This window comes from Pseudomonas sp. MONT-RG-20F-20-E-7-02 (genome assembly GCF_022662395.1).
In the GTDB taxonomy this organism is placed as follows: Bacteria; Pseudomonadota; Gammaproteobacteria; order Pseudomonadales; family Pseudomonadaceae; genus Aquipseudomonas.
Window position 1 is genome coordinate 38,161 of the sequence record NZ_JAKNQN010000013.1, and the last position, 13,140, is coordinate 51,300.

General features: G+C 61.6%; 11 protein-coding genes. 1 reads left to right on the forward strand and 10 read right to left on the reverse strand.

Annotated features, from left to right (window positions below; genetic code table 11):
• Positions 1–25: 25 nt before the first annotated feature.
• From L8I05_RS27165 to urtA, 10 genes are all read right to left on the reverse strand, one after another.
• The gene (locus L8I05_RS27165) at positions 26–331 is read right to left on the reverse strand and encodes an urease subunit beta (protein WP_049710249.1); all 306 of its coding nucleotides are present in this window, start codon (positions 329–331) and stop codon (positions 26–28) included.
• Entirely contained in the window at positions 328–861 is a 534-nt protein-coding gene (locus tag L8I05_RS27170; RefSeq protein ID WP_242174986.1) for a GNAT family N-acetyltransferase, read from the reverse strand. The genes L8I05_RS27165 and L8I05_RS27170 overlap by 4 nt, the downstream gene beginning before the upstream one ends.
• A gap of 5 nt (positions 862–866) precedes the next feature.
• Positions 867–1,379 (reverse strand): GNAT family N-acetyltransferase, encoded by a 513-nt coding sequence (locus tag L8I05_RS27175; protein ID WP_242174987.1) that lies wholly within the window; start codon positions 1,377–1,379, stop codon positions 867–869.
• A gap of 8 nt (positions 1,380–1,387) precedes the next feature.
• Positions 1,388–1,690, reverse strand: coding sequence for an urease subunit gamma (gene ureA, locus L8I05_RS27180; protein WP_032878149.1), 303 nt, complete (start codon positions 1,688–1,690; stop codon positions 1,388–1,390).
• 93 nt (positions 1,691–1,783) lie between these two features.
• Complete coding sequence (locus L8I05_RS27185; RefSeq protein ID WP_242174988.1) at positions 1,784–2,623, reverse strand: urease accessory protein UreD; 840 nt, start codon at positions 2,621–2,623, stop codon at positions 1,784–1,786.
• Positions 2,624–2,654: 31 nt separating this feature from the next.
• Positions 2,655–3,353, reverse strand: coding sequence for an urea ABC transporter ATP-binding subunit UrtE (gene urtE, locus L8I05_RS27190; RefSeq protein ID WP_242174990.1), 699 nt, complete (start codon positions 3,351–3,353; stop codon positions 2,655–2,657).
• A gap of 138 nt (positions 3,354–3,491) precedes the next feature.
• Entirely contained in the window at positions 3,492–4,325 is an 834-nt protein-coding gene (gene urtD / locus L8I05_RS27195; protein ID WP_162530288.1) for an urea ABC transporter ATP-binding protein UrtD, read from the reverse strand.
• The gene (urtC, locus tag L8I05_RS27200) at positions 4,322–5,389 is read right to left on the reverse strand and encodes an urea ABC transporter permease subunit UrtC (RefSeq protein WP_242174995.1); all 1,068 of its coding nucleotides are present in this window, start codon (positions 5,387–5,389) and stop codon (positions 4,322–4,324) included. The genes urtD and urtC overlap by 4 nt, the downstream gene beginning before the upstream one ends.
• A complete protein-coding gene (gene urtB / locus L8I05_RS27205) occupies positions 5,389–6,891 on the reverse strand; it encodes an urea ABC transporter permease subunit UrtB (RefSeq protein WP_242174997.1) in 1,503 nt (500 codons plus the stop codon). The genes urtC and urtB overlap by 1 nt, the downstream gene beginning before the upstream one ends.
• Before the next feature lie 126 nt (positions 6,892–7,017).
• On the reverse strand, positions 7,018–8,283 hold the full coding sequence (gene urtA / locus L8I05_RS27210; protein ID WP_159953932.1) for an urea ABC transporter substrate-binding protein: 1,266 nt from the start codon (positions 8,281–8,283) through the stop codon (positions 7,018–7,020).
• A gap of 282 nt (positions 8,284–8,565) precedes the next feature.
• Between urtA and L8I05_RS27215 the strand changes: the two genes are divergently transcribed.
• Complete coding sequence (locus L8I05_RS27215) at positions 8,566–13,140, forward strand: DUF4329 domain-containing protein (protein WP_242175006.1); 4,575 nt, start codon at positions 8,566–8,568, stop codon at positions 13,138–13,140.

The following is a 13,140-nucleotide window of genomic DNA, read 5'->3' on the forward strand; positions in this document are numbered from 1 at the left end:
GAGGCCCGAGCAGACACCAGAAAAACTACAGGTCGCCCATGATGCGTCCGGCAAACCCGAACACCCGGCGCCCACCGCTCAAATCCACCAACTCCACTTCGCGGCTCTGCCCCGGCTCAAACCGAACCGCCGTGCCCGCCGGAATATTCAGGCGCATGCCACGGCTCGCGGCGCGATCAAACGTCAGCGCGTCATTGGTCTCGAAAAAATGGTAATGCGAGCCCACCTGAATCGGCCGGTCGCCGCTGTTGGCCACGCTGAGGGTAACGGTGCGGCGGCCCACGTTGAGTTCGATGTCGCCAGGCTGGATCTGATATTCACCAGGAATCATGCAGGTTGCCCCAGGGTCTTGAAGTAGATGGCGGTCGGGCTGTAGCGCCCGTCCGGGCTTTGGCAGTAGTCGGGCAGTTCACCGATCTTGGTGTAGTGCAGCGACTGGTAGAAGGCTTCGGCGCCCGAGCCGGCCTCGGTGTCCAGGTACAGCAGGCCGCGCCTGTGCTGGCGCGCGGCGAGTTCCAGGGCGTTCATCAATTGCTGGCCCAGGCCATGGCGACGCGCCGTGCTGTGCACCAGCAGCTTTTGCACTTCGGCGCGGTTGAGGCCATTGGCTTTCTGGCACAGCGCCAATTGCACGCTGGCGATCACTTGCTCGTCGCGCACCACCACCCACAGCAGCAGGCTGGCGCCTTCAACACTGGCTTGCACGCCTTTGAGGTAGTCGCGGGCCTGGGCTTCGTCGAAGTCGGCCATGAAGCCAACCGAGGCACCGTGCTGCACCGCGTCGAGCAATAGCTCAATCAAACCCAGGCGGTAATGGGCAAAACTTTCAGCATTGACTCGACGCAGTTGTGCAGCGCTCATCGATCTCACTCCTTGGGCGGTTCGGCGCCCGGATTCAATGTCAGTTGCATAAAGGTCAGGTCCAGCCAGTGGCCGAACTTGATGCCCACTTGCGGCATCTGCCCGGTGGTGATGAACCCCAGGCGCTCATGCAGGCGAATAGACGCCTGGTTGCCGCTTTCGATGGCAGCGACCATCACGTGTTTACCGCAGGTGGCGGCGCGTTCGATTAACGCGTGCATCAGGCGCGGGCCAAGGCCTTTGCCGCGTTGGTCATTGCGCACGTACACCGAGTGCTCGACGCTGTAGCGGAAACCCTCGAAGGGCCGCCAGTCGCCGAATGAGGCATAGCCGGTGACTTCATCGTTTTCGACGCTCACCAATATCGGATACGCCTGGGCCTGGCGCGCATTGAACCAGGCCTGGCGGTTGGCCAGGTCCACGGGTTGCTCGTTCCAGATCGCCGTGGTGTTGAGCACCGCGTCGTTGTAGATGTCTCGAATGGCCGGCAGGTCTTGCTCGGTTGCATCACGAATCATGGCTGGCCTCACGCGATAGGCTGGTGGACGGTGACCAGTTTGGTGCCGTCGGGGAAGGTGGCTTCCACCTGGATATCCGGGATCATTTCCGGAATGCCTTCCATCACTTGTTCACGGCTGAGCAGGGTGGTGCCGAAGTGCATCAGCTCGGCGACGGTGCGCCCATCGCGGGCGCCTTCCATCAAGGCGGCGGAAATGTAGGCGATGGTTTCCGGGTAGTTGAGCTTCACGCCACGTGCCAGGCGACGCTCGGCGACCAGGCCGGCGGTGAAGATCAGCAGTTTGTCTTTTTCCCGTGGGGTCAAATCCATGGTTCAAGGTCCTTCAAAGAATGCATTTTTAACCACAACAAAGATCAATTGTGGGAGCCAGCTGCCACAGGGGGCCTGCTCCACTTCAGATCTTCATGTGCTCCAAATTCTCGGTGCCACGGCCTCTCGCCCCAATACCGAGGGGCGCAACAGTTTCCACAAATCAATCAACCAACCCCGCGCCAGCAGCGCCTCACTGGCCAGGCAGCGGGCGACCAGCAAGCCGGGCAGTTGGGTCAGGTCACCGCGCACCGCATGCGGCAAGGCGCGGCAGGTTTCCAATAATTCAGGTTCGATATCAGCAGTCAGCAACAGCGTGGCAAACACCGGTTGCCCGTCCAGCCCGATGGGCGAGTCGAGCAAGCCATCGGCGCCTACAATGCGCTGGCGCTCATGCCAGAGCAACTGGCCGTCGCGGCGAATATCCAGGTGCGATTGAAAGTGGCCGAGGTCGAACCGCTCGCCACTGGCGGGGCGGCCGAGGGCGACCACGTCCCAGTAGAACAGCCGCGCATCGCCTTGCAGTTCAATGCGCGTGGTGATTTCGGCCTGCGCGGCGCTGAACACGATGGTTTCCTGGGGCAGCCATTCCAGGGTGGCGCCGGCTTGCACGGTCAACTCCAGCTGTTGATACGCCGGGCCACTGGCGCGATACCACTTGGCCGCGCCGGGGCTGGTCAATTGCGCCCAGGCACCGGCGCCAACATGGGCGCTGATGTCCAGGCGATCACCGCCGGCAATCCCGCCGGGCGGGTGCACGATGATGTGTTGGCACACTTCGGGGCCTTCGGCGTACAAGTGCTTTTGCACCCGCAGCGGGCCGAGGTGGCGGCGCATCACCGGGCGCGTGGTATCGCCGAAACGCGCGTAGCCGAGCTCCAGCTCGGCGTGCCAGCTGGGGGTGAACAGGGCAGGGGTTACGGGCAAGTTCATGTGCTTGTGCTTATCGTTAGGACGCTACAGATTAGATGGTAACCAGCCCGCGTACACCCTCACTTTGCATATTTTCACCTCGGCCTTGCTGCACGATTTCACCACGGGACATCACCAGGTATTGATCCGCCAGTTCGGCGGCGAAGTCGTAGAACTGCTCCACCAGCAGGATCGCCATATCGCCACGCGCCGCGAGTTTCTTGATCACCATGCCGATTTCCTTGATCACCGACGGCTGGATGCCTTCGGTGGGCTCATCGAGAATCAACAGGCGCGGGCGGCTGGCCAGCGCGCGACCAATCGCCAACTGTTGCTGCTGGCCACCGGATAAATCGCCGCCGCGCCGATGTTTCATCTGCAGCAAGACCGGGAACAGCTCGTAGATAAACGCCGGCACTTCCTTGGCTTCGGAGCCTGGAAAACGCGAAAGGCCCATCAACAGGTTCTCTTCCACTGTGAGTCGGCCAAAAATCTCGCGGCCCTGAGGCACATAGGCGATGCCGGCGTGCACGCGCTGGTGCGGCTTGAGGCCGGTGATGGCTTTGCCTTCCCAGTTCACCGCGCCTTCTTTGGCCGGCAGCAAACCCATCAGGCACTTGAGCAGGGTGGTTTTGCCCACGCCGTTACGGCCGAGCAGGCAAGTGACTTCGCCGATCTTCACATCAAACGACAGCCCGCGCAGGATGTGACTACCGCCGTAGTACTGGTGCAGCTTGTCGACTTGCAGCATATTCAAACTCTCCTCAACGATCGTTCCCACCCTTGATCGTTCCCACGCTCTGCGTGGGAATGCATACCGTGACGCTCCGCGTCACACAGCGGACGCAGAGCGTCCAGGGCGGCATTCCCACGCGGAGCGTGGGAACGATCAGCGGCCCAAATAAACCTCAATCACCCGCTCGTTTTCCTGCACCTGTTCCAGCGACCCTTCGGCCAGCACGCTGCCCTGGTGCAACACGGTGACGTGGTCGGCAATCGAGCCGACAAAGCCCATGTCGTGTTCCACCACCATCAGCGAATGCTTGCCCGCCAGGCGCTTGAACAGTTCGGCGGTGAATTCGGTTTCGGCGTCGGTCATGCCTGCCACCGGCTCGTCCAACAGCAACAGCTGTGGGTCTTGCATCAGCAGCATGCCGATTTCCAGGAACTGCTTTTGCCCGTGGGACAGCAGCCCGGCCGGGCGCTGCACCGAGGCGGTCAGGCGGATGGTGTCGAGCACTTCATCGATGCGGTCTTTCTGCTCGCCGCTCAGGCGCGCGCGCAGGCTGGCCCACACGGACTTGTCGGTTTTCTGCGCCAGCTCCAGGTTTTCGAACACGCTGAGGGCTTCGAACACCGTGGGTTTCTGGAACTTGCGCCCAATGCCGGCCTGGGCGATCTGCACTTCGCTCATGCTGGTCAGGTCCAGGGTTTCACCGAACCAGGCCTTGCCGTGGCTGGGGCGGGTCTTGCCGGTGATCACGTCCATCAGCGTGGTCTTGCCCGCGCCGTTGGGGCCGATGATGCAGCGCAATTCGCCGACGCCGATGTACAGGTTCAAGTCATTGAGCGCCTTGAAACCATCGAAGCTGACGCTGATGTCTTCCAGGGTCAGGATGGTGCCGTGGCGGGTGTTGAGACCCTTGCCGGCGGCCTGGCCGAGGCCGATGGCATCGCGGCTGCTGCCCGCATCGAAAATAGGTTCGAGCATGACATTCCTCATTTCTTCAGCAAGCCGATAACGCCCTTGGGCAGGTACAGGGTGACGATGATGAACAGCGCCCCGAGGAAGAACAGCCAGTATTCCGGGAACGCCACGGTGAACCAGCTCTTCATGCCGTTCACCACGCCGGCGCCGAGCAGCGGGCCGATCAGCGTGCCGCGCCCGCCCAAGGCCACCCACACGGCGGCTTCGATGGAGTTGGTCGGCGACATCTCGCTGGGGTTGATAATGCCCACTTGCGGTACGTACAACGCACCCGCCAAACCGCACAACACCGCGCTCAACACCCACACAAACAGCTTGAAACCGCGCGGGTCGTAGCCACAGAACATCAGGCGATTTTCGGCATCGCGCAATGCCGTCAGCACGCGGCCGAACTTGCTCTGCGCCAGGCGCCAGCCGGTGTACAAACTCGCCACCAGCAACACCACGGTGGCAAAGAACAACACCGCCCGCGTGCCCGGCTCGGTAATCCCAAAACCCAGGATGCTGCGGAAGTTGGTGAAGCCGTTATTGCCGCCGAACCCGGTCTCGTTACGGAAAAACAGCAACATCCCGGCGAACGTCAGCGCCTGGGTCATGATCGAGAAATACACGCCCTTGATCCGCGAACGAAAGGCGAAAAAACCGAACACCAGCGCCAGCAAACCCGGCGCCAGCACCACCAGGCACATGGCCCAGAGGAAGTGTTCGGTGCCGACCCAATACCAGGGCAACTCGGTCCACGACAAGAAGGTCATGAACGCCGGCAGCTCATCCCCGGAGGCCTGGCGCATCAAGTACATGCCCATCGCATAACCGCCCAGGGCAAAGAACAAACCGTGGCCCAGGGACAACATGCCCGCATAACCCCACACCAGGTCCAGCGCGAGGGCGACGATGGCGTAGCAGAGGATCTTGCCCACCAGTGTCAGGGTGTAGGCCGACACGTGCAGCGGGTTTTCCGGCGACAGCAGCGAGCACAACGGCAGCGCCAGCAGCAGGATCAGGATCACCACGCCGACCGCTATCGTCACCTTGGGGCCGGCCTTTTGTGTGGCCGTAAGCATCAATGGCTGGTTCATCAGTCGATCACCCGTCCTTTCAGTGCGAAGAGTCCTTGCGGGCGTTTCTGGATAAACAGAATGATCAGCGCGAGGATCAGGATCTTGCCGAGCACGGCGCCGATCTGCGGTTCGAGAATTTTGTTGGCGATGCCCAGCCCGAAGGCGGCCATCACGCTACCGGCCAACTGGCCGACACCGCCGAGCACCACCACCAGGAACGAGTCGATGATGTAGCTCTGGCCCAGGTCCGGGCCGACGTTGCCGATCTGGCTCAGCGCCACGCCACCGAGACCTGCGATGCCGGAGCCCAAGCCAAACGCGAGCATGTCCACGCGCCCGGTCGGCACGCCGCAGCAGGCGGCCATGTTGCGGTTCTGGGTGACAGCGCGCACGTTGAGGCCCAGGCGGGTCTTGTTCAGCAGCAGCCAGGTCAGCACCACCACGCACAGCGCGAAGGCGATGATCACGATGCGGTTGTACGGCAGCACCAGGTTAGGCAGCACTTGAATGCCACCCGACAGCCATTCGGGGTTGGACACTTCGACGTTCTGCGCACCAAACACCAGGCGCACCAGCTGGATCAGCATCAAGCTGATGCCCCAGGTGGCCAGCAGGGTTTCCAGCGGGCGGCCGTAGAGGTGACGAATCACTGTGCGTTCCAAGGCCATGCCGATAGCGGCGGTGACAAAAAACGCGACGGGCAGCGCAATCAACGGGTAGAACTCGATGGCCGCGGGCACGTAGCGCTGCATCATCAACTGCACTACGTAGGTGGAATAGGCGCCGAGCATCAGCATCTCGCCGTGGGCCATATTGATCACGCCGAGCAGGCCGAAGGTGATCGCCAAACCCAAGGCCGCGAGCAACAGGATCGAGCCCAGGGACATGCCGCTGAAGGCCTGGCCGAGGATTTCGCCGACCATCAATTTGCGTTTGACCTGGGCCAGGCTGGTCTCGGCGGCGGTGTGCACGGCGGCGTCGGTTTCTACGCCGGGCGCGAGCAACGCTTCGAGGCGCGTGCGCGCCAGCGGGTCGCCGGTGCCGCCGAGCAAACGCACGGCGGCGAGGCGCACCACGGGGTCGCTGTCCACCAGTTGCAGGTTAGCCAGGGCCAGGCTGAGGGCGGTGTGCACGTCCTCGTTGGTTTCGGCGGCGACTTGCTGGTCGAGGAATTTTAGCTGGGCAGGTACAGCACTTTTTTGCAGGGTTTGTGCCGCTGCCAGGCGCACCTTGGGGTCGGCGGCGAGCAGTTGCTGGCTGGCTTGTACGTTGTCGATCAGGCCACGCAGGCGATTGTTCAGGCGCACGGTCTTGGTTTCGCCATTGACCGTGATCTGGCCTTGTTGCAGGGCGTCCACCAGCTCGATGCGTGCGGGGTCGGGCTGTGCGGCCCAATCCTGGAGCAGCTTGGCTTGTTGCATCGGGTTGGCAGCGAGGAAGTCGTCGGCGTCGCCGGCGTGTGCTGCAAAAGGCAGCAACAGCAGGGCGGCGAGGATGAAGCGGTAAAGGGCAGTGGGCATAAAATTTTCCTGTAGATCGTTCCCACGCTCTGCGTGGGAATGCCGCCTTGGACGCTCTGCGTCCGCGTTGTGACGCAGAGCGTCACGGGATGCATTCCCACGCGGAGCGTGGGAACGATCAGCGGATTAGTTGCTCTTCACGGCGTAATCCGGCTTCTTGTCATTGCCCGGAATGTACGGGCTCCACGGCTGGGCGCGGATCGGTTTCTCGGTCTGCCACACCACCGAGAACTGCCCGTCCGATTGGATCTCACCAATCATCACCGGCTTGTGCAGGTGGTGGTTGGTCTTGTCCATGGTCAGGGTGAAGCCCGACGGCGCGGCGAAGGTCTGGCCGGCCATGGCTTCGCGCACTTTGTCGACATCGGTGGACTTGGCTTTCTCAACCGCCTGCGCCCACATATGGATGCCCACGTACGTGGCTTCCATCGGGTCGTTGGTCACGGCTTTATCCGCGCCCGGCAGGTTGTGGGCCTTGGCGTAGGCCTTCCAGTCGGCGACGAATTTCTTGTTCACCGGGTTCTCCACCGACTGGAAGTAGTTCCAGGCCGCGAGGTTGCCCACCAGCGGTTTGGTGTCGATGCCGCGCAGTTCTTCTTCACCCACGGAGAAGGCCACCACCGGCACGTCGGTGGCTTTCAAGCCCTGGTTGGCCAGCTCTTTGTAGAACGGCACGTTGGAGTCGCCGTTGACGGTGGAGATCACCGCGGTCTTGCCACCGGCCGAGAATTTTTTGATGTTGGCCACAATGGTCTGGTAGTCGGCGTGGCCGAATGGGGTGTAGACCTCTTCGATGTCTTTATCCGCTACGCCTTTGGAGTGCAGGAACGAACGCAAAATCTTGTTGGTGGTGCGCGGGTACACGTAGTCGGTACCGAGCAGGAAGAAGCGCTTGGCGCCGCCGCCTTCTTCGCTCATCAGGTATTCCACCGCCGGGATCGCCTGCTGGTTCGGCGCCGCACCGGTATAGAACACGTTAGGCGACATTTCTTCGCCTTCGTACTGCACCGGGTAGAACAGCAAGCCGTTGAGTTCTTCAAATACCGGCAACACCGATTTACGCGACACCGAGGTCCAGCAGCCGAACACCACGGCGACCTTGTCCTGGGTCAGCAACTGGCGGCCTTTTTCCGCGAACAGCGGCCAGTTCGACGCCGGGTCGACGACCACCGGTTCGAGCATCTTGCCGTTCACACCGCCTTTGGCGTTGATCTCGTCAATGGTCATCAACGCCATGTCTTTGAGCGAGGTCTCGGAGATCGCCATGGTCCCGGACAGCGAGTGCAGGATGCCGACCTTGATGGTCTCGGCGGCCTGCACGGTCCAGGTCAACCCCATGGCGAGAATGGATGCCGACAAAGTAAAAGCCTTGATCAAGCTACGACGCTGCATGGTGCGATCTCCGTAAACCGATTTTTTTGTGGGGCAGATACACAGGACTTTGCAAAGGCTGTGCCTGCGCGACTTAACACGCGTAATGGCGGGGGCCGGCCGATACCGACGTGGGAGATGCGCACCAACTTGGCGCCGCGATGAGCGTCGTGTGCACCCCAAGCCCTGAAAAAGGGCGCAGGCGTAGATATGCAGCGCAAGTGGTCGGCAAGGATGTTTCAGCATGAGGCCCTACGTGAGGCGCACCGACGCGCCCGCGACCCTCTTGTCAGCGAGACACTTATGGACATTACTCAAGCCCACCCCTCACATGACCTTGGTAAGTTACCTGCCCTGAGCCCGGCCTTTATCAGCGCCGACGACGCCGCGCATTGGGCACACGAGGCCATCGGCACACGGCGCGATGTCGAGTACGGCGGCGTGATTCTCAAGCGCGCCCATCGCTACTACGCCACCCACCCGGTGCCGGACCAGCGTAATAGCTTCGATCACCGGATCCTGTTGGCCGTGGACAGTGGAGGCAACTTCATCACCCCCGATGGCTACAGCGCCGAGGCGTTCTACCACTCCCATCCGGCGGATGCGGCACAGATCCAAAGGATGTTTCCCTACTTCACGACCGACCAAGTCGTGGTGTTCAACAATTTCTACTCCATGCCGGACCAGCTCTTCAGCTTCAGAAACAGAGCATTCGCCAAGACCCACTATTTCTCCGGGCCCGATAACGTGCTGCTCAAATATGTCAGCAGTGGCTCGGCAGCGGAAAATACCTTCGCCCAGCAAGTGCGCGATGGCACGCTTGAGGGCAAAAGTGATTTCGAGAACCCGATCTGGAACCTGGCGCAGATCGGTGAGCTGTGGGTGCTGATTGCGAACAAGGTGTGGGGCGGCATGCGCGGCCGGGTGAAAACAGGCTGGCGAATCAACACGCCTGTGACCAGCAGCAGTACTGCACAACAACCCTTTTTTACCTCGGTGTTCCCAACGGCGGATACGGCCGTTTTGGGTGCGCTTTCGGCTGCTGGCTCGCCCACTGCAGGCGCCATGGGTTTTGTCCTCAAGCACACCCGTGAGGACGCCTTTGTGGCGACGCTGGCAGTGCCCAAGCGTCAGCCGCTGTTTTCGCCAAACGAAGTGTTCCCAAAACGCGCCGACGGCAAACTTCGATTGCCTTCCAACTTCCGATTAGAGGCTATTTACTTCAATAGCTGGTACGAGAAGGACGAAGTCGCGGCGCGGGAAAACTGGCTGGCCAGCACCTTCTTTACCCCTGCACAGGTGGTGGCCGCGACCCGTCAGGCGCGGGCCACCCTGGGCATTCAGGACCCGGCGCGTGGGTTACGCCTGTACATGCACGCTTCAGACGGCGCCCTGTTGGCCTTCAAAGTGCCCGAGGCCACGGCCACTACTGAGCTGGTCAGGCAAAAAAACGAGGGTGAGCTTGACGATAACGGCGCACAGGCGGCCATGGTCGACGGCACGCTGAGCCCCCGAAACTATGTGCGCCGGGTCATTGCCGAGACCGATCTGTCGGTGGTTCAGGCCGGAGGTTTATGGCGCACGGTGGGCATGTTGGATAACCGCTCCAACCTGCTGATGTCGTTTTACAAGGCCACCTTGAGCCGTTCGTTTCTCTCTGCACGGGATGCGGCCGTGTATGCCCACGAGCAAATTGGCAACTGGCGAGCCCGCAGCTACGGCGGTTATATCCTCAAGGACGCAGACGGTCGTTTTGTCATCACCGAACCCATCGCCAGTGTGGCCAACCCGTTTGCCTTCACGCTGTTCTTTCCGTTCGACAACCAGGGGCCGCTGATCCCGCCGGAACCCTATGTGTTGCACGGGCGCTACGGTTCCCACACGGCCCTGTCGATGGCCGACCCGACCTGGGTCGCACAGCGTGGCTGGACGCGGGATGAGGCGCAGATCATCCAGCAAGGGTTTTCCGACGCGGAAATGTACTCGATCATCACGGCCGGCCGGGTGGCGTACCTGTCGGGTGCGCAGAATTGCCTGTTGGAATACACCCCAAACCATTCGTCCCATGAAGAGGTGCTGCTGGGTAACATCGGCCCGGAAGTCGGCAGCAGCAGCCTGGCCAAGCGCCTTGAAAACGGGCAGATCCGGCCCGCCGACTGGGTCCGGCGCGTGGCCGAAGCCGGGGATTTCAAGATCATCCAGGGCAACCCATTGTGGGGGCCGCGCTCGGTGATCTACGAAGACTGGACGCCCAGCTACAGCTACACGCCACGGTCTGGCCCGCCCGACTACGCCACCTACGGCGCCGTGTTCAACAGTGCCGACGCGGCTGCGCGTAACCTGCACGGGCGAGTGCATGGGCGAAACTTTGCCGAGCAGGCCTGCTTTGCCTTCATTCTCAAGCACAAGGACCAGGAGCAGTACATTGCCAGCGAAGTCGTGGGCGTGGCGGGGCAGCAAAAGTTGTTCAATCTCAACAGCCTGTTTGAGCGCACCGCCGATGACGGCTACCGCCTGCCTGACGGGTTTGTGTTGTATGGGCTGTTTCGTTCGCAGCAATGGTCGCCGACCGGGCTGAATACCTCGAACGCGTGGCTGACGCTGTTTTTTGTCACGCCCGATGTGTTGTACACGGCCCTCTACGCGGCTAATCGGCAGGGCGTGAACACCCTGCCGATTTACTTCTCAACCCTGGATGGCGCGCTGCTGCGGTATGTGCCTGCGCCGATGGACGTGAGAAGTGCGGGCCTGGCCGACAGGTCGCTGATTCAGGCGCAGGAACAGTTGAACTCCGGTCAGAAAGCTCCAGCGGACTTTGTTCGGGAGTGGGCCGTGAAGGGCGCGCTGCACGTGGTTCGCACGAGTCAGTGCTGGGACAAAACCGGGTTGGTCGACAACAACTGGAGGAACTATGCGACGTTGTCTGCGCGCCGGTTAAGCCCGGCTTTCGCCACCCTCGATGACGCGGCCCGCTATGCCGCCGCCATGATCGGCAACGGCTGGCAGCGGGCGTATGGCGGGGTGATTCTGCGGTTACCCAACGGGTTGTTCGCCGCGACTGAGCCGCTGGCGCTTCCGATGCAGGGGTTTGCGCTGAACTGGATTTACCCGGACCAGGCGGTTGCGGTAGGGCTGTACCCCGGAGGCAGCGCGATGGTGGCGCGCTATCGGTCTATGTTGGATCAAGAGGTCCCGTTGCTGCTGTCCGCCGAGCAGAAAGCCCTGTACAAAACCATGCTGCCGAGCGCGGTGCTGTCGAGCCTGTTGCACCGCCAGGACCCGATCAAACAGGAGTATGTGTTCGGCGCCACGGGTTCGATCCTCAGCTACCAACTGTCGGACTCTGCCGAGGAAGTGCTGCTCAAGCAGCGCCTGACGCCACTGAGCCCGGTCAAGTTGGACTTCAGCGACAACCTTGTCGAAGAGCAGCTGCGCAGCGGGGCGCTTTCGCCACAGGCGTTCATCATTGAGACGGCCAAGGCCGGTGAACTGCGTGTGGTAAAGGGCGACAGCGTATGGGGCGAGCCCAGGAAGATAACCGCGGGTTTTGTGCCGTATCAAACGCAACCCCAGCCTGGGGATATTCGCCAGGTATTCGCCGACGCGCCTTGCGGCCCGATCTTCACCCAGGCGTATGACGCCGTTCGTTACGCCCAGCGCCATTGCGCGCCGCAAACCGACGTGGCGTTCGGTTATGTACTCAAGTCAGTCAACAAGCCGCTGTACATGACGACGCTGGCGCTGGTCAGAGAAAACCTGGCCGACTTCAAGCAGGTTTTTCTCGACGGCCAGTTGCCCCAAGGGTATGTGCTCGATGGCCTGTATCTCTGCGCTTCGACGGTTGCCGTCGCCCCGGCCGATGATGAAATGGCATACAGTTTTTTCCCGCCTCACTACATCGCCAAGGCCCTGCAATTCACTCTGTATGCGCGCAACGGTGGTGTGCTGCCGCTGTATTTGCTGTGCGGCGACGGCGCGTTGCTCAAGTACGTGTTTCCCAAGACTTCGCCACTCTACCCATGGACGAGCGCGGACTACCGCCTGCAATTACTCGAAGGCTCGTTGAAGGTCCAAGACTATGTGCGCCGCCTCGCCGGTGTGGGTGAACTGGACATTCGCGGCACCAGTGAAGTCTGGGGCAGAAAGGAGCGGGTCACGGCCGATTGGGTGCCGAAAAGAACGCCCCACACGTTTGCCGACGACCCGCATGTTCATTCGTACTGCGGGCCGGTGTTTTATTACCCCGATGACGCAGCCCGCTATGCCCAACGGCTGGTGGCGCCCTACAAGACCAAGCAGTATGTGGGCGCGGTACTGGTTCCGGGGCAAACGCCGGGGTATGTCGCGATCGAGCCGGTGGAAGATCAGGGCACCGGCGCTGCACGCAGCCTGGAACGGTTATTCCGGGTTGATCATCCAGGCCTCGACGTGCCGCCGGGCAACGTGTTGAGCACCTATAAAATTGCCGCCGTGCAGGCGTTCTACAAGGCGATACCGTCGACGTCCAGCTATGCGCAGATTGATAAGGATCTGCTGGAGAACTTCGTCTCCAAGGATGATCTGCGCGACTACCTGGCGCTGGTCAAAAGGAATGCGCCCGATGCCAAGAGTTGTTACCTGTCTTGCCGAGGTGGGGCGATGCTCAAGTATGTGCCGGCGTTTACCGCGGCTGAAACGGAGCTGCTGGAGGCGGGGGGCGCGCCGGACCCGAGTGTGTTGGTCAGTCGATTGCGCAGCCAGGGCAGTTTGTCGGTGCAGGTCCCCGACGCCTTCTGGTCGCGTCCGGGCTTGCTCGCTGAAGAGTGGAGCGTCGGTGAGTTGCAGGCAGAACCGGAAGCCGACGAGTTCTGGTACGCACCGGCAAAAGACGAACTCTGA